At 71.5% G+C, this 18,795-nt stretch carries 18 protein-coding genes; 7 read left to right on the top strand and 11 right to left on the bottom strand.

What is annotated here, in order from left to right:
• Positions 1-53 precede the first annotated feature (53 nt).
• From ACX1D3_RS16385 to scpC, 4 genes are all read right to left on the bottom strand, one after another.
• Positions 54-1,043, bottom strand: a complete 990-nt coding sequence (locus ACX1D3_RS16385) for an ATP-dependent DNA ligase (protein WP_458994865.1) — start codon at positions 1,041-1,043, stop codon at positions 54-56.
• Positions 1,044-1,203: 160 nt separating this feature from the next.
• Entirely contained in the window at positions 1,204-2,388 is a 1,185-nt protein-coding gene (locus ACX1D3_RS16380) for a M20 metallopeptidase family protein (protein ID WP_458994864.1), read from the bottom strand.
• 13 nt (positions 2,389-2,401) lie between these two features.
• Complete coding sequence (locus ACX1D3_RS16375) at positions 2,402-2,995, bottom strand: MarC family protein (protein WP_458994863.1); 594 nt, start codon at positions 2,993-2,995, stop codon at positions 2,402-2,404.
• A gap of 76 nt (positions 2,996-3,071) precedes the next feature.
• Positions 3,072-4,586 (bottom strand): succinyl-CoA:acetate CoA-transferase ScpC, encoded by a 1,515-nt coding sequence (gene scpC / locus ACX1D3_RS16370; protein WP_458994862.1) that lies wholly within the window; start codon positions 4,584-4,586, stop codon positions 3,072-3,074.
• 245 nt (positions 4,587-4,831) lie between these two features.
• Here scpC and ACX1D3_RS16365 point away from each other — a divergent pair, with 245 nt between their 5' ends.
• A complete protein-coding gene (locus tag ACX1D3_RS16365; RefSeq protein WP_458994861.1) occupies positions 4,832-5,428 on the top strand; it encodes a histidine phosphatase family protein in 597 nt (198 codons plus the stop codon).
• Here the strand turns inward: ACX1D3_RS16365 and serB are convergent, their stop codons facing one another.
• The 3 genes from serB to ACX1D3_RS16350 all read right to left on the bottom strand — a co-directional run bounded on the left by serB (position 5,429) and on the right by ACX1D3_RS16350 (position 8,957).
• Positions 5,429-6,304: a phosphoserine phosphatase SerB gene (gene serB / locus ACX1D3_RS16360; protein WP_458994860.1), complete on the bottom strand. Its 876-nt coding sequence runs from the start codon at positions 6,302-6,304 to the stop codon at positions 5,429-5,431.
• 65 nt (positions 6,305-6,369) lie between these two features.
• Positions 6,370-7,788: a S1C family serine protease gene (locus ACX1D3_RS16355; RefSeq protein WP_458994859.1), complete on the bottom strand. Its 1,419-nt coding sequence runs from the start codon at positions 7,786-7,788 to the stop codon at positions 6,370-6,372.
• Between the two features lie 176 nt (positions 7,789-7,964).
• Complete coding sequence (locus ACX1D3_RS16350) at positions 7,965-8,957, bottom strand: class I SAM-dependent methyltransferase (protein ID WP_458994858.1); 993 nt, start codon at positions 8,955-8,957, stop codon at positions 7,965-7,967.
• A 343-nt stretch (positions 8,958-9,300) separates the two neighbouring features.
• Between ACX1D3_RS16350 and cobA the strand changes: the two genes are divergently transcribed.
• The 6 genes from cobA (at position 9,301) to ACX1D3_RS16320 (ending at position 15,799) form a co-directional block, all read left to right on the top strand.
• The gene (gene cobA / locus ACX1D3_RS16345) at positions 9,301-10,047 is read left to right on the top strand and encodes a uroporphyrinogen-III C-methyltransferase (protein WP_458994857.1); all 747 of its coding nucleotides are present in this window, start codon (positions 9,301-9,303) and stop codon (positions 10,045-10,047) included.
• Position 10,048: 1 nt separating this feature from the next.
• Positions 10,049-10,678: a bifunctional adenosylcobinamide kinase/adenosylcobinamide-phosphate guanylyltransferase gene (gene cobU / locus ACX1D3_RS16340; RefSeq protein ID WP_458994856.1), complete on the top strand. Its 630-nt coding sequence runs from the start codon at positions 10,049-10,051 to the stop codon at positions 10,676-10,678.
• Positions 10,675-11,460 (top strand): adenosylcobinamide-GDP ribazoletransferase, encoded by a 786-nt coding sequence (locus tag ACX1D3_RS16335; protein ID WP_458994855.1) that lies wholly within the window; start codon positions 10,675-10,677, stop codon positions 11,458-11,460. Before cobU ends, ACX1D3_RS16335 begins: the two co-directional genes overlap by 4 nt.
• A 241-nt stretch (positions 11,461-11,701) precedes the next feature.
• The gene (locus ACX1D3_RS16330; protein WP_458994854.1) at positions 11,702-13,063 is read left to right on the top strand and encodes an ATP-binding protein; all 1,362 of its coding nucleotides are present in this window, start codon (positions 11,702-11,704) and stop codon (positions 13,061-13,063) included.
• Positions 13,064-13,129: 66 nt separating this feature from the next.
• Entirely contained in the window at positions 13,130-14,332 is a 1,203-nt protein-coding gene (locus ACX1D3_RS16325; protein WP_458994853.1) for a cation:proton antiporter domain-containing protein, read from the top strand.
• Positions 14,333-14,491: 159 nt separating this feature from the next.
• Positions 14,492-15,799, top strand: coding sequence for a hypothetical protein (locus tag ACX1D3_RS16320; protein ID WP_458994852.1), 1,308 nt, complete (start codon positions 14,492-14,494; stop codon positions 15,797-15,799).
• 77 nt (positions 15,800-15,876) lie between these two features.
• Here ACX1D3_RS16320 and ACX1D3_RS16315 read toward each other — a convergent pair whose 3' ends face one another.
• From ACX1D3_RS16315 to ACX1D3_RS16300, 4 genes are all read right to left on the bottom strand, one after another.
• Complete coding sequence (locus ACX1D3_RS16315; RefSeq protein ID WP_458994851.1) at positions 15,877-16,287, bottom strand: Hsp20/alpha crystallin family protein; 411 nt, start codon at positions 16,285-16,287, stop codon at positions 15,877-15,879.
• 128 nt (positions 16,288-16,415) lie between these two features.
• Complete coding sequence (locus tag ACX1D3_RS16310) at positions 16,416-17,069, bottom strand: 2'-5' RNA ligase family protein (protein ID WP_458994850.1); 654 nt, start codon at positions 17,067-17,069, stop codon at positions 16,416-16,418.
• A 113-nt stretch (positions 17,070-17,182) separates the two neighbouring features.
• On the bottom strand, positions 17,183-17,743 hold the full coding sequence (locus ACX1D3_RS16305) for a hypothetical protein (RefSeq protein WP_458994849.1): 561 nt from the start codon (positions 17,741-17,743) through the stop codon (positions 17,183-17,185).
• A 347-nt stretch (positions 17,744-18,090) separates the two neighbouring features.
• Positions 18,091-18,753 (bottom strand): TetR/AcrR family transcriptional regulator, encoded by a 663-nt coding sequence (locus ACX1D3_RS16300; RefSeq protein WP_458994848.1) that lies wholly within the window; start codon positions 18,751-18,753, stop codon positions 18,091-18,093.
• Positions 18,754-18,795: the final 42 nt, after the last annotated feature.

Genomic DNA, 18,795 nt, shown 5'->3' with positions numbered 1-18,795 from the left:
CAGTTCCCATGTCGGCTTGAGCTTCTGAGGCTTCGAGGCCGCTCCGCGGCTCCTCAGCCTGCGGTGATGCGGAGCAGAGGGGCATTGGCGGCGTCGACGGGCGACACGTCCGGGCGAAGCGCCCGCAGCACCGGCTGCCGGAGGGCGCCCTCGGGGGTGACCTCCAGGTAGCGCACCTGCACGCACAGCATGGGCTCCACCCAGCACGCCCGCCGCGACACCGGATCCGTCGGCACCGGCTCGAAGGGGGGCGTGGGGCGCCCGGTGTCGCGGAGGACGGCCAGCAGGGTGTCGCGCTCGGCCCGTCCCAGCCCGGAGCCCACCCTGCCCATGGGGTAGAGCACCGGCCGCGACTCGAACGTGGCCTCGTCGCTCGGCTGCCCCACCAGCAGGGCGCCCAGCGCGTGCTCGTTGCCGGCCTCCGGGAGCCAGCCCCCGATGACCACCACGAGCTCGGAGCGGTGGGGGGTCTTGATCCAGTCCTCGCTGCGCACCCCGGGCCGGTAGATCGAGGCGCGGCGCTTGCTCATCACCCCCTCCAGACCGGCCTCCCTCGTGAAGTGGGCCAGCTCGGCCCCGTCGTCGTAGGTCTCCGAGAGGCGCCACGCCGGACGGTCCAGGTCGATCGACTCCAGCGCGGCGCGGCGCTCGGTCAGTGGGCGCCGGGTCAGGTCGGTGCCGCCGAGGGCGAGGAGGTCGAACACGACGAAGGTGACGGGCCGCTCGGCCGCCCACCGGGCGGCGCGGCGGGCGTCGCGGACGGTCATGCGCGGCATGATCGCGTGGAACGACGGGGTGCCCTCGGGCCCCAGCGCCACCACCTCACCGTCGAACACGGCCCCCTCCGGCAGCCCGACGGCGCCCGCCGCGACCTCCGGATACGCCACCGTGACGTCGCCACCCTTGCGGTTGGTCAGCACGAGGCGCCCGCCGCGGATCTCGCCCAACGCCCGCACCCCGTCCCACTTGACCTCGTGCAGCCACGCCTCGCCCATGGGCGGCACGCCCGGCGTGGGCGACGGTGTGGCGAGCATGGGGCGCATGCCGACCATAATGCCCGCACCACCGCCCCCATCCCCGGGCGCGCACGAAACGCCGTCGCAACCGTGGGCCGGGGGCCTGGGCGTGATCGACGTGCGGGTGCGACGGCGTGTCGTGCCAGGGGGGCCAGGGGTGCCAGGGGGTCTGGCGAGGGGGCGAGGGTCAGGAACCGAGCTTGCGGAGGGTCAGCTCGGTGAACAGCGCGGCCCCGTCGGCCACGACGGCGTCGTCGAACCGCGCGTAGGCGGAGTGGTTGAACGGGGCGGTGAGCGGATCGAGGTCCGGGGGACAGGCCGACAGGCCGATGAAGCACCCGGGCGCCTCCTGCAGGAGCCGGGAGAAGTCCTCGGCGCCGGCCAGCGGGTTCCTCCACCGCAGGTGACGCTCCCCACCGAACAGGTCCGTCACCGCGGCGGCCACCACGTCGGCCTCCTCGTCGTCGTTGACCGTGACGGGGTACTGCTCCAGCAGCTCGAACTCGCCGCGGACCCCGTGGGCCGACGCGATGCCCGCCACCACCTCGGGGATGATCGAGATCAGCTTCGAGCGCACCTCCGTGTCGAAGGTGCGCAGCGTCGCCTCGAGCCGCCCCTCCTCCGGAATGACGTTGGCGATGGTGCCGGCCTGCAGCAGCCCCACCGTGACCACGACGGGGTTCTGCACATCGAACCGCCTTGTCACCATGGTGTTGAGCGCGGTGGTGATCTCCGCCAGGGCCGGGACGGGGTCCGCGGCCAGCTGCGGGGTTGAGCCGTGCCCGCCGCGGCCCACCACGCGTACCTTGGCCACGTCCGAGCTGGCCATCACCGTGCCGGGCTTGGTGGAGAACACGCCGTGCGGGTCCAGCGCCGCCCACACGTGGATGGCGTAGACCCAGTCCGGCCGCGACCCCGCCACATCCAGGAGCCCCTCCTCCAGCATGAAGCGGGCGCCGTCGACGCCCTCCTCGCCCGGCTGGAACATGAAGATCACGTCGCCGGCCAGCTCGTCGCGCCTCGCGCACAGGGCGTGCGCGGCGCCGACGAGCATGGCCATGTGCAGGTCGTGGCCGCACGCGTGCATCGCGCCGTTGGTGGAGGCGTACTCCAGCCCGGTCAGCTCCTCGACGGGGAGGGCGTCCATGTCGCCTCGGAGCAGCACCACCGGCCGCTTTCCGGTGGTGGGCAGCCCTCCTCGCAGCACGCCCACCACGCTGGTGAGGCTCCGCCCGAGGGTGATCTCCAGCGGCAGACCGTCCAGCGCCTCCAGTATCCGGGCCTGCGTCTGCGGCAGCTGCAGCCCCACCTCGGGGATCTGGTGCAGCTCGCGGCGCAGGGCGATGAGGTCAGGGGCGGGGCTGCTCGTCATGGACACATTCTTATCAGGCGACGAAGAACGCCCTGGTGCCGTCGAACATCATCTGGACGGCCATGATCACCAGGATCATGCCCATCAGCCGCTCCACCGCCACGAGCGCACGCGTGCCGACGACCCGCTGCAGGAACCCGGAGAAGTACAGCGTCACGGCCGTGACCAGCCAGGCCAGGACCAGACCCCCGAGGAACCACGGCCAGTCGTCGGCGTCCTGGCTGACGAGCACCACGATGACCGCCAGCAGCGACGGCCCGGCGATGTAGGGCACTGCCAGCGGCACGATGAACGGCTCATCGTGGGTCATGGGTTCGGCCAGGTTGCGTTCGGGGGTGGGGAACACCATGCGGATCGAGATGAGCAGCAGGATCACGCCACCGGCGGCCTGCAGCGCCGCCCCGTCGATGTGTAGCACGCTCAACATCGACTGACCGAGGAACAGGAACGCCACCATCACCGCCAGGGCGATCAGGCACTCACGGAGGATCACCCACTGCCGCCGCTCCGGCTTGGTGTTCTTCAGCGAGGTGAGGAACAGGGGCACGTTGCCCAGGGCATCCATCACGAGCAGGAAAGTGATGAACGAGGAGAGCAGGACGGCCATATCCGTGATCCTAGTGGCCGACGACGAGGGCCCCACCGTCGAGACGGTGGGGCCCTCCAGAGGATCTCTGCTCAGGTCACGGGACCATGGTGCCGGTCTCGAGGAACCGCACGTGCCAGCCGAGCGCGGTGGCGAGGTCGTGCGGGGTGTGATGCCCGTTGGCCTTCTTCTCCGCCAGCTTGACGTACTCGCGCAGGGGCTCCTTGAAGTCCGGGTGCGCGCAGTTCTCGATGATCTTCAGCGCGCGCTGGCGGGGGGCCAAGCCGCGCAGGTCTGCCAGACCCTGCTCGGTGATCAGCACCTGCACGTCGTGCTCGGTGTGGTCCACGTGGTTGACCATCGGCACGATGCAGGAGATGGCGCCGCCCTTGGCCGTCGACGGGGTGACGAAGCTGGACACCCAGCCGTTGCGGGTGAAGTCACCCGAGCCGCCGATGCCGTTCTGCATGCGCGAGCCCATCACGTGGGTGGAGTTCACGTTGCCGTAGATGTCTGCCTCGATCATGCCGTTGCAGGCGATGACGCCCATGCGACGGATGGCCTCGGGGTGGTTCGAGACGTCCTGGGGGCGGAGCACGATCTTGTTGCGGTACTCGGCCGCGTTGTCGTTCATCCGCTCGGCGGCGACCGGGCTGAGGGAGAAGGCGGTGGCCGAGGCCACGGTCAGCTTCCCCGAGTCCAGCAGGTCCACCATGCCGTCCTGGATCACCTCGGTGTAGGAGGTGAGGTTCTCGAACGGGCCGTGGAGGAGTCCGGCCAGCACGGCGTTGGCGATGTTGCCCACGCCCGACTGCAGCGGAAGGAGGTTCTCCGGAAGCCGTCCGGCCTTGACCTCCGCACCGAGGAAGTCGAGGAAGTAGCCGGCGATGGCGCGGGAGTCGTCGTCGAGCGCCTTGAACGGGGTGTTGCGGTCCGCGGAGTTGGTCTCGATGACCGCGATGACCTTCGACGCGTCCACTTTTAGGACCTTGCCGCCGATGCGGTCACCGGCATTCTGGATGGGCAGCGGCACCCGGTTGGGCGGCAGCGCGCCGATGGGGTAGTAGATGTCGTGCATGCCGAAGAGTTCCTCGGACTGCCACGAGTTGACCTCGACGATCACGTGGTCAGCGTGATCCAGGTAGGTGCGGTTCATGCCCACCGACGACGACGGGATGATGTCGCCCTCCGCGGTGATGGCGGTTGCCTCGACGACAGCCAGGTTGAGGTGGCCGAGGAAGCCCTGCGACACCTGCGGGCCCATGTGGGAGAGGTGGATGTCCTGGTAGTACGAGACGCCCGAGTTGATCGCGCTGCGCATGTCGGGGTCCGACTGGTAGGGCGCGCGGTACGAGATGCCGCCGGTGCGGGCGAGCGCGCCGTCGAGCTCGGGGGCCGTGGAGGCTCCGGTCCAGACGCCGATCCTGAACGTCTCGTCGTGGCCGTGGCGGGCGTCGATGATGGCCGCGAGGGCCTCCGGGAAAGCCTTGGGATAACCGGACCCGGTGAATCCCGAGAAGCCGATATTCCATCCGTTTTCGACGAGGGCGGCGGCGTCGTGGGCCGACATCACCTTCTGCTTGAACGCCTCGTTTCGGATGCGACCTGACATCTGTCCTCCTTGAAGATTTTCGGTGCGCTCTCACCTTAGCGGCGAACGCACGCCATTTCCGCCGCGCGGATGTTGTCCCGATCGGCGGGCAATCCGTCAGGTGCATCGACCTGACCGGGGTGGGCGGCCGGGTGTGCCGACCGTGGCTTCATCCTTGCACCTGGCCTTCTGCCGGCCGTCGGGGGGTGTCGCAACGTAGATTGGCCGACGACGGCCCGGCGGGGCCGCGACGACAGGAGAGCAGCATGACGAACCCCCGAACCCAGCTGTGGCTGGTGCGGCACGGCGCGACGGAATGGTCCCAGGCCGGTCGGCACACGTCGGTGACGGACCTGGCGCTCCTGCCCGAGGGGCGGCTCGACGCCGAGCGGATGGGCGGGCGCCTGGCGGGGGAGGACTTCGGCATGGTGCTCAGTTCCCCCCGCCGTCGCGCGCTGGAGACGGCCGAGCTCGCGGGCTTCCCCGAGCCGACGGTGGACCCGGACCTGGTGGAGTGGTCCTACGGGCCGGGCGAGGGGCTCACGAGCGTGCAGATCGCCGAGCTGCTGCCGGGGTGGAGGATCTGGACCCACGGCGCCCCTGACATCGCGCGCGAGGGGTTCCCGAGGGGTGAGACCAGGGAGCACGTGGTGGAGCGGCTGAGCCGCGTGATCGACCGGGCGCGGACCGGCGGCTCGGACCGGGTGCTGATCTTCGGCCACGGGCACGCCCTGCGGGTGTTGTCGATGCTGTGGCTGGGTGCGCCGGTGGAGATGGCGGCCAGCTTCCCGCTGCTGACGGGCTCCCTCAGCGTGCTCGGCTGGGAGAAGGACTCGCCGGCCATCGTGCGCTGGAACAGCTGATCAGGCCAGCGGGGCGCTCTTGAAGGCGAACGCGGCGACGGCGTCCAGCCGGGGGAAGCCGATGGCCACGTCGGCGTGCGCGGCGGTGACGGGCTTGGCGCAGTAGGCGATGGAGAGGCCGGCCGCGTCGAACATGCCGAGGTCGTTGGCGCCGTCGCCCACCGCGACGGTCAGCGCGGGTTCGATGCCCTCGGCGTGGGCGAAGCGGAGCAGGTCCCGGGCCTTCTGGTCGCGGTCGACGATGGGGCCCGTGACGCGCCCGGTCAGCCGCTCCTCTCCGCCGACCATCTCGGTCTCGAGGGTGTTGGCGTTGAAGAAGTCCAGGCCGAGGCGCTCGGCCAGCGGGGCGACCAGCTGGGTGAAGCCGCCCGAGGTCACGCCCACCTTCGCGCCGCAGCCGTGCGCGGCGGCGATCAGCTCCGCCGCGCCGTTGGACAGGGTCATCGCCTCGCCCACGGCCGCGAAGATGCTGGTGGGGAGGTCCTTGAGGGTGGCCACGCGCTCCTCGAGGGACTGCGCGAAGTCCAGCTCGCCGCGCATCGCCCGCTCCGTGATCTCGGCCACCCGGGGCCCCACCCCGGCGTGGTGGGCCAGCAGGTCGATGGCCTCGGTGGTGGTCAGCGTGGAGTCCACGTCCATCAGCAGCAGCCTGGCGGGGACGCGGGCCAGGGGCCCCGTCACCACCCCCACGGCCACCGGCCCCGCCACGGCGCGGAGGGCGGAGCGCAGCGCCGGCGGATCGTCGTGCTCGGTGAACATGCTGATCCGCTGGCCGTAGAGGGTCTCGTCGCTGATCACGTGCCCGGTGGTGGGCACGAGCGCGACGAGCGACTCCGGGATGGGCCCCATGGCGGCCAGCGTGACGCGAATCTCCATGGCGCAAGGCTAACCGGGGGAGCCGGTCAGCACTCGCTCCCTTTCCGGCGGTGGGACGGCGCCGGTCACCGGGCGGCGGCGATGGGCGTGACCACGAACTCCAGGTCCTGGCCGCCGCGCACGACGCTGACGGTCATGTCGCGGCCCACCCGGCCGGCCCGCACGAGGGCCACCAGCGACTCGGTGGAGGTGACGGCTTTGCCGTCGACAGCGGTCACCAGGTCACCCACCTGGAGCCCGGCCGCCTCCGCGGGGGAGCCCGCCACCACCTCGGCGACGGCGGCGCCCAGCTGGCCGGTGCTGTTGATGTCGGAGGCGCTGATCCCGATCTGGGGATGCTGGGCCACCCCCGTCGCGATGAGCTGCTCGGCCACGTACTGCACCTGGTCCGCGCCGATCGCGAAGCCGATGCCGATGTTGCCGGCGGTGTCGCTGGACGAGGCCAGGGAGGCGATCGAGGACGTGATGCCCACGAGTTCGCCGGAGGCGTTGACCAGGGCGCCGCCCGAGTTGCCGGGGTTGATGGCCGCGTTGGTCTGGATGGCGGCGGTGACCACCACGTCCTGCTGCCCCTGGCCGACGGTGTTGTTGGTCACGGCGCGGGTGGTGACCGGCCGGTTGAGGGCCGAGACGATGCCGGTGGTGACGGTGTCCGCCAGGCCGAGCGGGTTGCCGATGGCCATCACCGGGTCACCGACGGCCAACTGGGACTCATCGGCGTACGACATCACGGTGAGGTCCGACGGCGGGTCGACGAGCTTGATCACGGCCAGGTCCGTCGACGGGTCGGCGCCGACGATCTCGGCCACGTAGGACATGTCGCCCAGGAGGACGACGATCTGGGCGCCGCTGCCGCTGCCGGAGACCACGTGGTTGTTGGTGACGATGTAGCCGGCGCCGTCGATCACGACGCCCGAGCCCTGGCCGCCGGAGCCGTCCTGACCGGTGACCTGGATGGCCACGACCGCGTCCGAGGCGGCCGCGGCCACCGCGGTCCAGTTGGGATTGTTCGGGTCCGCCTGGACCACCTGGGTCTCGGTGGGGACCGTCGAGGCGGAGGCGGAGGTTGTCGCGGCGTCCATCGTAGAGAGCCGGGCGGCGGTGAAGCCCGCGCCGCCCCCCACCCCTGCGGCCAGCACCGCGACGGCGAGGGCGCCGGCGATCCGGGAGCGGCCCCGTGCCTTGGTCACCGCGGGGGAGGGGCTGCTGACCGGCTGACCGTAGGGGTACGACGGCGGCGGGTAGTTCGGCGGGGGGACGCTGCCAGGGGTGGGCCCGGACTGCGTGGAGAACTGCTGCGCGAGGAACCCCTGCGCCGGTGAGGGCTGAGGCTGCGCGGCCGGGACGGGCCGGGGCTGAGCGGGCTGGGGGTACTGCTGGCCCGGGGCGGACGAGAGGGAGGTGGTGGGCTCGTCAGCGCGCGGCTCGTCGATCGCCTTCCAGGCGTCGCGGCTCCAGGGGTTGGGGTGCTGCTCGTTGCTCATCGTGGCTCCTCAGGTAGGTACGCACCCAGGTAACCCTTCGAGTCTATGAGGTACCTGTGAAAGCGCTGAGGTGTCTCTGATAGCCGGCGGCGCGATAGGGCGGCGCCCAAGCCTGTCGGATCCGAGACGGTAGACCGTCCGGGATCCGACACTCAGAAGGGGCTGCCCGGCCCGGGTCAGCGGGCGGTCGTGACCGTCACGGTGTAGCGCGGGTCCTGCGCCGCGACCCTCGTGGGGCCCACCCGTTCGTTCAGCTCCTTGCGCCAGGGGAGGTGGGAGTTGAACACGCACCAGACCTGGCCGCCCGGGCGCAGCACCCGGCGGGCGTCGTCGAACATCTCGAGGGTGTCCGCGGACTCCTTGGCCATCCCCTGGTGGAACGGGGGATTGGTGACGATGGCGTCCACGCTGTGGTCCTCGTAGCCGGCCAGGCCGGCGCCCCACGTGACGTCCACGGCCAGGCTGTTGACCTCGGCGGCGATGGCTGTCGCGGCCACCGCCGACCAGCTGACGTCGCGGGCCACGACGGCCTTGCCCTGCCTCGCCAGCCACATGGACAGCGTGCCGTTGCCGCAGCCGAAGTCCAGGACGTCGTCGGCCTGCAGGCCCTCGACGCGGCCTCCGCCGGCGAGCGCGGAGATCAGGAGGCGGGAGCCCGGGTCCACCTTGGTCCCCCCGAAGGTGGCCCCGTGCGCCGCGACGGCGAAGCCCAGGTCCGCGTGCTCGCGCACCTTCGGCCACTCCGATTCCCTGCCCTCAGGCCCCCAGGCGCGCAGCACGCGCGACTTCGCCCTGCCCAGGCTGGCGGACACGGCCGTGAAATGCCGGCCCAGCACCTCGTTCATGGAGTGGTTCATGTGCCTGACCCGTGCCCCGCCGAGGAAGCTCACGTCCGCGGCGCCCTGCACCAGCGCGGCCATCTCGTCGAGCGCGCCCAGCGACTTCGGAAGACGCGCCAGCGCCAGGTCCACGCCCGCCAGGTCCGTCGGATGCTCGACGAGGAGCTCGGCCGGCACCAGGGCGGCGTCGCGCCAGTCGTCGCACCACACCCGGACGTCGGAGGTGAGGGTGAGGGCGTCGTCGACGAGGGCAGGGGCGTCGAGCAGGGCCACCGCCCCGGCTTGCTTGGGGGCCTCGTCCCAGATCAGGTCATCCACGGCGTCACGCATGGGGTGAGTCTACGGACACATCGATTCCGGGGCGCCCTCATGCTCCGAGGCGGATCTCACGTCCGTCCCCCTGCCCTGCTGGGGGGACGGTTTGAGCCGGATCTGGATATCAACGGGCGCCCGCGTCGGTTTGAACGATCCACAGCCAATCGAGACCCGGATCAGGCTCAACGCCCGTCCGCGAGAGCCGTGTCAGGCTCAACGCGGCCCAACGATAGGCGTGTCAGGCTCAACGCCTGACGGCGGAGGGCACGGCCGAGGGGCGATTCAGCGGGGAGCGGACCGCGGCGGTCATGCCCCCCTCGCGCACTAGGGTGTGACGCGTACCTAGCGAGGAGTGCGCATGCAGCATGACTTCCCTCCCGGCAGCGTCGTGCTGGTCGGCGGCGGCCCCGGGGACCCGGGCCTCATGACGGTGGCAGGGCTCGCCGCGATCCGGGACGCCGACGTCATCGTCCACGACAGGCTCGGTGCCCTCCAGTGCCTGGAGGAGGCGCGGCCTGGCGCGGAGATCATCAACGTCGGCAAGATCCCGCGCGGCGCGTTCACCCCGCAGGAGGAGATCAACGCCATCCTCGTCGACCGGGCCCGGCAGGGGCTCCGCGTCGTGCGGCTCAAGGGCGGCGACAACTACGTCTTCGGGCGCGGCGGCGAGGAGTGGCTGGCCTGCCGCGACGCCGGAATCTCCGTGCGCGTCATCCCCGGGGTCACGTCGGCCGTGTCGGTGCCCGCCCTGGCGGGCATTCCGGTCACGCATCGCGGGCTCACTCAGGGCTTCGTCGTCGTCTCCGGGCACGTCCCGCCGTCGGACCCTCGCAGCGAGGTCAACTGGGCCGCGCTGGCCGCCGCCAACCTGACCCTCGTCGTGCTGATGGGGGTGCAGAACCTGCCGGAGATCGCGGACGAGCTCCGCAGGCACGGGCTCCCGGAGGACACGCCCGCCGCCGTCGTGGCCGACGGCACCACCCACGAGCAGTTCACCCTGCGGGCCCCGCTGTCGAGCATCGCCGACGCCGCGGCCCGCGCCGGGATCCGGCCCCCGGCCATTGTCGTGATCGGCCAGGTGGCCGCGCTGGAGCTCGAGGACTGACGTGGAGTTCTGCGTCCGGATCGACCCGGCCGACGCCGAGGCCGTCTCCCTGCTGGCCCGGCTCGCGGAGCGCGCGGAGTTGACCCCCCTGGCGCACGCCCCCGGGACGGCCCTGGTGCTCGGCGGCGCGCGCTCGGGCAAGTCCTCCTGGGCCGAGGCGCAGCTCTCCGGCGCCGTGGACGTGGAGTACGTGGCCACCTCCGAGGTGGTCGACGGCGACGCCGAGTGGGCCCAGCGCGTCGCGCTCCACGTGGCTCGCCGGCCCCCGTCGTGGCGGACCACCGAGACCAAGGACCTGGCCGCCGTACTGGGCCGCGACGAGCCCGCCCCCGTCCTCATCGACTGCGCCGCCGTCTGGCTGGACCGCGTGCTCATGGACGCCGGGGCCTGGGAGGACGTCGCCGGATGGCGGGAGCGGCTGGAGACGGAGGTGTCGCGGCTGGTGGAGGCCGTCGCGGGCACCTCGCGTGACGTGATCATCGTGAGCAACGAGGTGGGCTCGGGCATCGTTCCGGCGACGGCGTCCGGCCGCCTCTACCGCGACGAGCTCGGACGGCTGAACACCCGCCTCGCCGGTGCGTGCCGGGAGGTCTGGCTCTGCACGGCGGGCATCGCGCGGCGGCTGAAGTGAGGGGCGTCGTCGCCGCCCTCGGCCTCTTCACGGTGATCCCCGTGCCTCCCGTCGCCGAGATCGACCGCGCGCTGGCCGGCCGGGCCATGGCGGCCTTCCCGTGGGTGGGTCTTCTGGTGGGGTCTCTCGCGGGGGCGGTGCTGTGGGGCGTGGTCGCGCTGGGCGCTGGCGGGTTGCTGGGGGCCGCGCTGGCGCTCGCGGTCGTCGCCCTGCTGACGGGCGCCCTGCACCTCGACGGGCTGGCGGACACGGCCGACGGACTGGGGTCGCGGAAGCCCGCGGCCGACGCGCTGGTCATCATGCGGAAGTCCGATATCGGGCCCATGGGCGTCGCGGCTCTGGTCCTGGCGCTGCTCGTCGATGCAGCGGCCCTCGGCTCGCTCTCCGAAGCGGGTGGCGGTGCGGCGGCGGGGGCGCTGGCGGTGGCCGCCATGGTGGGTCGCGCCGTCGTGACGCTGGCGACCGTACCGACGGCGTCCGCGCGCCAGTCGGGCTTCGGGGCCCTGTTCATCGGGTCGACGTCACGCATGACGGCCGTGCTGACGGGGGCCGCGGTGCTCGCCGTGTCGGCCGGGGTGGGCGCGCTGGTCGACGGGGTCCCCGGAGCCGCCGTCTTCGCCGGCGCAGCGGCCGTCGCCGGCGCGATCGGCTCGCTGTGGGCGGCCCACGTCCGGCGCAGGTTGGCGGGCATGACCGGCGATGTGTTCGGCTCGATCGTCGAGGTGGCGCAGACGGCCTTCCTGGTCCTCGCCGCCCTGTGCGCGGGGGCGCTGCGGGTCTGATTCCGGGCCCTGCCGGCCGCGGACTGTCTCCCACCCTGTCAGAGGCCGGCATCACCCCGCAAGGGTGATCCGCGAGGGCACCAGCTGGGTCAAGGATGGTGGAGGGCCTCCGCCAAGGCTCTCCCCGACTCCGGCGCCGTCACCCAGGCCGAATTCGAGGCGATGAGGCCAAGGCGCTGGACTGAGCCGCGGACGGGGAGCCGGCCGCGGCTCCGGCAACCATCATGAGAGGCACGACCGTATGGCAAGCCAGGAGACGCAGTTCGGGTTCGCGAGGTCCTCGGACGGCCGGACGTTCCGGGTTCAGGTGGTCGCCGACGAGCTGCAGGTAGGCGCCCTCGTGGCGCTCCGGACGACGGGCGCCACCTTCGTCGGGCAGGTGCTCAGCGCGGGCGAGGACCTCCCCGCCATGGGGGTGGTCCTCGGTGAACTCACCGACGAAGGGCTCGCGAAGGAACGGCGTCCCTTCGCAGACGCCGCCGTGTTCGGACTCACCGCCGGGCAGGTGGAGTCACTGCAGGCGTCCGGGGGCGCGTCGCTTCCCGTCGGCCAATGGCAGCTGCCGGGCAATGCCGGCGTCCTGAAGCTGAAGCCCCAGGGGTTCAACCGCCACACCTTCCTCTGTGGGCAGAGCGGGTCGGGCAAGACGTACGCCCTGGGGGTCATCCTTGAACAACTGATCCTCGCGACCAGGCTGCCCATGGTGGTCCTGGACCCGAACGGCGACTACGTCAGCCTCGGCGCTCCCCGCGCGGACGCACCGGCGGGGCCGGCCGAAGCCATTCGATCGACGCCGATGGAGGTGCGGGGCGCGAACGGCCCGGACCGGCTCACCGTCACCTTCATGGACCTCCCTCCCCGCATCCAGGCGGCCGTGCTGGAGCTGGACCCGATCCGCGACCGCAGCGAGTATGCGGCGTGGATGGAGATGGACGTGTCCAGCATGCGGCAGGACTCCGCCGGCACTATCGAGCAACTGCTGACCGGCGACGAGGAGCACCGGGCGTTCGGACAGCGCCTGACCAATCTCGGTGTCGCGTCCTGGCCGGTCTGGTCGAAGGGGGTGGTCGAGCCGACACCGGAGCGGGAGCCTCGGGTGCGCATCTTCGACCTGTCCGAGTTCGAGAACCGCTCCGAGGCGCTGATCGCGGCGATCGCGATGGTGGAGACCCTCTGGATGAACAGGGCCGACCGCCGACCCACCCTGCTGGTGATCGACGAGGCGCACAACCTGTGCCCGGCGGACCCCTCGACTCCCCTGGAGCGGGCTCTCGTGGACCGGCTGATCCAGATCGCGGCCGAGGGCCGCAAGTACGGCCTCTGGCTGCTGCTGTCCACCCAGCGCCCCTCGAAGGTTCACCCGCAGGTGGTCTCCCAGTGCGACAACCTGGTGTTGATGCGGATGAACTCACCCGCGGACCTCGATGAGCTGGGCAGGTTCTTCGGGTTCGTGCCGCGCGGCATGCTCGACGCCTCGCCGTACTTCACTCAGGGCGAGATGCTCGTCGCGGGAGGTTTCGTCCCCGTTCCCAGCTTCGGCCGGGTCGGCCAGCGCCTCACGGTCGAGCCGGGCACCGACGTGCGGGTGCCCATGCCCGATTGAGCGGGGCGCCGTCGCCAGTCGCGGCGGAGTAACGCCGGACCCGGTACAGGAAGGACGCAGAGACCCATGGAGACAGGTGTGGACCTCCTCGTAGTAGCGGCCGTCGCCGGCGCGTTGGTGCTGTGGGCGCTGCTGTCGGGCCGCCTGGAGCACTGGAACATCTCGGCGCCGATGTGGTTCGTCGCGATCGGGTTCGTCCTGGCCAACGGGCCCGGCTGGATCGACGTCGGCCTGGGGAGCCTCGCACTCCGCGAGCTGGCGGAGATCACGCTGGCCCTGGTGCTCTTCAGCGACGCCGCCCGAGTCAACGTCGGTGACCTGCGCCGCGACGCCGGCCTGCCGACCCGCCTGCTGGTGCTCGGCCTGCCGTTGACGATCGCGCTCGGAACCCTGCTCGCCCACCTCGTGTTCCCGACGCTCAGCTGGTGGGTCTGCGCCGTGATCGGTGCTGCCGTCGCCCCTACCGACGCCGCCCTGGGGGCGGCCATCATGGCCGACGAGCGTGTGCCGGAGCGGATCCGGGTCCTCCTCAACGTCGAGAGCGGGCTGAACGACGGCATCGCCACCCCGTTCGTGAAGTTCTTCCTGGTGATGGCCGTGGTGGGGACGACGCTCGAGACCGAGTCCGAGGGGGGCGCCCTGCTCGAGCTGGCGGTCGGTGCGGCGGGGGGTGCGGCGATCGGGTTTGCCGCGGGCCGGCTGCTCCAGACGGCAGGCAGGGCCGGGTGGGCCTCGTCGGCCTACCGGTCCGTGGCCGTGCTGGCCACGGCCCTCCTGGCCTACGCGGCGGTGATCGAGGTGGGCGGCAACGGCTTCGTCGGTGCCTTCGTGGCCGGTCTTGGCTTCGGGGCCGCGACCGATGAACACGTCGAGTCGTCACTCGAGTTCACCCACTCCGCCGCCGACATGGCCTCCCTCGTGGTGTGGTTCATGTTCGGTGCCGTCATGCTGCCGGTCCTCCGATTCGCGCAGTGGCAGGACTTCCTGTTCGCGGCCCTCGCGCTCACTCTCGCCCGGATGCTGCCGGTCGCGATCGCGCTGATCGGGGCCAAGCTGGACCTGCCGACCGTCGCGGTGATCGGCTGGTTCGGCCCGCGCGGCCTCGCCTCGGTCGTCTTCGCCCTCCTCGCCTTCGACGGACTGCTGCCCGAGGATGGGGTCCGGGTGGTCAGCATCATCACCGCGACCGTGGTGATGAGCGTGGTCCTGCACGGTGCCACCGCGGCTCCGATCAGTTGGCGGTACAGCCGCGGCGCGACGGTTGCCTGACGACGGCGAAGTCCGGCAAGTAGAGCCGACATGCCGTTCACGTCCATGCGGCCCACAGGCTCGCCCAGTGCCCGGATCCACGGGGCAACCACCCCGGTGGGGGGAAGCACACTCCTTCGTCGCAGGCGAGAATCAGGCATCACCCTAGAGGAGGATCCGATGGCGGCAGAGCGTGAACCAGGTCCGGACCCGCAGGCGCACCCCACCGGGCCGGGGGCGGTGGAGTCGGAGTCGACGGCGCAGCGCAAGCACCGCTCGCGCCGACACTGGCCGCGCACGATCCTGGCGACGCTGCTGATCCTGCTTGGCACGCTGCTGACCCCCGTCGCGGCTGTCGGTGCATGGGCGCAGGTCGCGCTGACCGACACCGACGCGTTCGTCGCCACCCTGGCGCCGCTCGCGGAGGATCCGCGGGTGCAGGACTACATCACCGACCAGGCGATGGTCGCGATCGAGGAACGGGTCGACATCGACGGCCTCGTGGGTGAGGTGGTCGACGGTCTCTCCGACCTGGTGACGAGGCCGGTCGCGATCGCGGCCCTGGAGGCCTTGCGTGAGCCGGCCGTCGCGGGCGTGCGGTCGAGCATCCGGCAGGCCGCTGAGCGGGTGATCCGCTCGGAGGAGTTCGCCGTCGTGTGGGAGCGGACCCTACGGCTCTCGCACGGGCAGCTGATCGCCGGCCTGCAGGGCGACCAGTCGGCGACCGTCAGCATCTCGGAGGATGGACTGGGGCTGCGCGTCGGACCGATCGTGGAGGAGGTTCGCTCCGCCCTGACGCGGCAGGGGTTCGCGCTGGCCGCCCGGATTCCCGAGGTCGACAGGACGATCGTCCTCGTCCAGCCCGAATGGCTCGGGGAGGCCGTTGTGGCATACCGTGCCACCGTCATCCTCGGCTCCTGGCTGCCGGTGACTGTCGTCCTGCTGATGGCCGGCGGCATCCTTGCGGCCGTGAGCCACCGTCGCGCCGCGGTGTGGGCGGCCGCCGGGCTGGGCGTCGGCGCCCTCGTCCTCATGATCGCGCTGTCGATGGGGCGCACCGTCGCAGCGCTCGCGGTCCCGCCGAGCCGGATGCCGCAGGACGTGCTGGGGCTGTCCTACGACACGCTGGTGCAGGGGTTGTCCGACATCGCGGCGGCGCTGCTGACGCTCGCGACGGTGGTGGGGCTCACCCTCTGGCTGACCGGCCCGTTCTCCGGCGCCGGGAGGCTCCGCGCCGTCGGCACGAACGTTCAGCGCGGGGCGCACGCCTGGGCCGACCGGCACGGGCTCTCGACGGGTGGGTTCGGGGTGTGGCTGCACCGTCGACGGACATGGCTCCGGGTGGGCGTCGCGGCGCTGGCCGTCGTCGCGCTGCTGGCGGTGCGGCCCATCTCGGTCGGCGACGTGCTCGTGGTCACAGGGGTGTCGCTGGGGGTGCTCATCCTGCTTGCCCTGGCAGAGCGGCCCGGACCTGAGGGCGGGCTCTGAGTATATGAGGATCGTGTGACCGCAGCGGCGTCGCGGCGGTCACACGACCCGTCAGGGGCGCCCGACGGCGCGGCCGTTCACCCGCGGGTGATCGGGATCTTCGACGGCTCCGGCGCGGCCACCTCGGCCACCGGAACCCGGACCTCCAGTACACCGTCCTTGTAGGTGGCGGTGACGTCGTCGGGGCTCGCGCCCGGCGGCAGCTTCACCGACCGGTAGAAGGATCCGTACTGGAACTCCGAGCGGTAGCTGTCCTTGTCCTTGTGCTCGGACTTGGCCTGCCGGTGCGCCTTGATGCGCAGTTCACCGTCGGCGACGGCGATGTCCACATCCTTGTCCGGGTCGATGTCGGGCAGCTCCGCCCGGACGACAAGGGTCTTGTCCTCCTGGAACTCCTCGACCCGCAGCCACGACTTGTCCACGTCACTTTCGAACCACCGCTGGACCATCTCCTGGAAGTCTGGCCACTCACGGCGTACCAGTGCCATGACGAACTCCTCTCCTCACCGGGGTGACCGGGTGTCACCCCGCTCACCTCCGCGTCTGTGCAGGAGGCTCTGATTCGATTCTGCGCCGGTCTCAGGGCAGTGTCAACGAGGTACGGGAGTCTCCGTCGTCAGAGGTCCAGACCGGGGATCCGGGCCTCAACCGACCACCTGCCGGCGGCGAGCGAGAGCCGTCCCACGGTGGTGAGTGGGCCGGCGATGTCGTGCGTCTCGTAGGCCATCAACGCCCACTCGCCCACCTCGAGAATCACATCCCAGGGCCCCCAAGCGGCTGCGCGGGCGGCCATCTCGGCCAGTGGCCGCGACACCGAATAGTGCCCGACGGTGACGTGCGGCACGTATCCGCCCGCGTACGGTGAGCCGGCCATGAGCGCGCTGTTGGCCGCGGCCAGCGCGGGGGCTGAGGCGCGCAGGTAGGGCACCATCGGGAAGGTTCCCCAGCCGCCGACGGCGACCTCGAACGGGCGTTGCGCGAGGCCGCGCAGCCGGGCGAGGTCGTCGGCAAGCTTGGCACGGGAATAGGGCTCGTCGACCGGGCGGGTTCCCGGCAGCGCGACCGGGCCGGCGTAGGCCAGCGTGATGTGGGGCTGGCGCTCATGCCGGGGGAGCAGCACGTCGCCCCAGTGCCCCCGGGCGGAGGACACGGCCGCGCGCACCTCGTCGACGTCGGCCTCGACGGCCCACACCAGCGCATGACGACAGCCGCCGTGCCATTCCACGAAGTCGCGGTCCTCGCACGCGACGCTCTGATCAGGCGCGTTCATGGCGCAGAACCTACCCACCCTTGTGGCCGGATGTGCACTCCGCCGCCGCTCTCCCCGCCGCTCGCGCGGCTCCGCGCCCCGGCGGCGTCCCCGATCTCCCGACGCGGCGTCGCTCAGGCCGTCGGCTCCGAGTCGGCGACCAGCGTCATCAGGCCCCGCCGCGCCTCCTCCACCTGCGCACGGGCGGAGCGGAGGCGGTCTGATCCTGCGGTCGGCGGGAGGCTGGTCTCCGCGTCGACGGCGGTGACCAGCGTGGCTAGTGCCGACCGCCACTCGGTCGCGGCGGCCTGGCGTTGACCGCTGGCCTTGACGACGGCGAGCTGGCGCAGCTCCTCCTCGACCACCAGCAGCCCCGGGCGCCCGGCCTGCCACAGCTCGGCCGCCTCCGCCGCCGTGGGGGCGGCCAACACCCGCGGGAGCAGCTCGGTGTCCGTCCAGGTGAGCTCGCTGCAGACCAGCTCGAAGCGCCTGTCGATCACCTTCGCCGCGGCCCTGCTGCGCGACCACATCATGGCGGCCACCGCCAGGCCGCCGCCGACGGCGAGCAGGACGAGCAGCCACCACATCCCGCCGTCGTCGGTCTCGCTCGGGGCGGGCTCGGGGGACGCGTCAGGGACGGGTGAGGCGGCAGGGGTGGTCTCCGTGGGCGGGTCGCTCGACGGCGAGACCGTCACGGTTGCCGTTGCCGTTGCCGTTGCGGTGGCCGTCGCCGTTTCGGTGGCCGTCGCCGTTGCGGTGGTCGTTTCCGTTGCGGTGGCAGTCGCCGTCGGGCGGGAGAGCGAAGGAAGCGCCGTCGGCCTGGCCGGTAGGGAGATCGACGGCAGGGAGGTGACTTCGGGTAGCGAGCCTGATCCGCATCCGGCAGTCAGCGCCAAGACGATGAGGACGGCCGCGGCTGACACCCGTCGGCCCGTCAACCCTTGAATTGTCATGTCCGCTCCGCTCCGAGGCGCCTCCGCCGGCCTCGCGCCGGTGATCGACAGCTAAGGGTGGCACAGTTGCCGGTGGTGGAGGCCCTGGTTCAGGTCGGGGGGAGGAGCTGGTCCCGACAGGCCTGGACGAACCACGCCTCCCACTGCTCGGGGGACCAGAGGCACCGGTCCACGAGGAGGAGCCAGACGTCCGGGTGGTTGAGCGTCCACAGCACGTCGGTGGCGCGCCGGACGTCTAGGCCGGGGCGCAATCCGCCGTGGGCCTCGATGCTCTCGACGATGACCCGCTGATTGGCCCAGTAGTCGGTCTGGATCAGTTCCCAGAGCGCGGCCAGGTCCTCGTCGACCGGGGCCGAGTCGCGGATCACCTTGAGCAGGGGCCCGATGCGGGTCTTGATCACCCGCGAGCTCTCGGCGGTCATCTCGAGTTGGCGTCGCGGATCAGGCTCTGACAGAACCGCCTGGTACCAGCCGCGCTGGGCCACAGGGCTGTCGTCGAGATCGCCCTTCAGGGAGAGGTCCCAGACGGCTCGCAGGAGCCCGGACTTGTTGGCGAAGGCGTTGTAGACCGTCTTCAGCGAGATGCCCGCCCGGGCCGCGACCGCGTCCATGGTGGTGGCGACGTAGCCCTGCTCGATGAACAGGGCGCGAGCGGCGACAGCCACCGCGATCCGGCGGTCCGCGGCCGCCCGCGAACGTCCGGACGAGTCGTAGGGGCGGGGGGTCTTGACTTCGTCGGGCAAGGAGCGCACGCTTTCAGTATTCGTTACTCATGGAGTGTAACGAATTATCGG

The sequence above is a fragment of the Tessaracoccus yangjingae genome (genome assembly GCF_054483935.1).
Note: the sequence above shows the minus strand (reverse complement) of the source record. Positions and strands in the feature narration are given on the sequence as shown.

Bases quoted from the DNA above. Each gene is read 5' to 3' on its own strand.
- ACX1D3_RS16350 (WP_458994858.1), bottom strand. From the start codon at position 8,957: ATGCGTGACGCCGTGGATGACCTGATCTGGGACGAGGCCCCCAAGCAA.
- ACX1D3_RS16380 (WP_458994864.1), bottom strand. From the start codon at position 2,388: ATGACGAGCAGCCCCGCCCCTGACCTCATCGCCCTGCGCCGCGAGCTG.
- cobA (WP_458994857.1), top strand. From the start codon at position 9,301: ATGCAGCATGACTTCCCTCCCGGCAGCGTCGTGCTGGTCGGCGGCGGC.
- ACX1D3_RS16330 (WP_458994854.1), top strand. From the start codon at position 11,702: ATGGCAAGCCAGGAGACGCAGTTCGGGTTCGCGAGGTCCTCGGACGGC.
- scpC (WP_458994862.1), bottom strand. From the start codon at position 4,586: ATGTCAGGTCGCATCCGAAACGAGGCGTTCAAGCAGAAGGTGATGTCG.
- ACX1D3_RS16385 (WP_458994865.1), bottom strand. From the start codon at position 1,043: ATGCGCCCCATGCTCGCCACACCGTCGCCCACGCCGGGCGTGCCGCCC.
- ACX1D3_RS16315 (WP_458994851.1), bottom strand. From the start codon at position 16,287: ATGGCACTGGTACGCCGTGAGTGGCCAGACTTCCAGGAGATGGTCCAG.
- ACX1D3_RS16365 (WP_458994861.1), top strand. From the start codon at position 4,832: ATGACGAACCCCCGAACCCAGCTGTGGCTGGTGCGGCACGGCGCGACG.
- ACX1D3_RS16325 (WP_458994853.1), top strand. From the start codon at position 13,130: ATGGAGACAGGTGTGGACCTCCTCGTAGTAGCGGCCGTCGCCGGCGCG.
- ACX1D3_RS16375 (WP_458994863.1), bottom strand. From the start codon at position 2,995: ATGGCCGTCCTGCTCTCCTCGTTCATCACTTTCCTGCTCGTGATGGAT.
- ACX1D3_RS16310 (WP_458994850.1), bottom strand. From the start codon at position 17,069: ATGAACGCGCCTGATCAGAGCGTCGCGTGCGAGGACCGCGACTTCGTG.
- serB (WP_458994860.1), bottom strand. From the start codon at position 6,304: ATGGAGATTCGCGTCACGCTGGCCGCCATGGGGCCCATCCCGGAGTCG.
- ACX1D3_RS16355 (WP_458994859.1), bottom strand. From the start codon at position 7,788: ATGAGCAACGAGCAGCACCCCAACCCCTGGAGCCGCGACGCCTGGAAG.
- ACX1D3_RS16320 (WP_458994852.1), top strand. From the start codon at position 14,492: ATGGCGGCAGAGCGTGAACCAGGTCCGGACCCGCAGGCGCACCCCACC.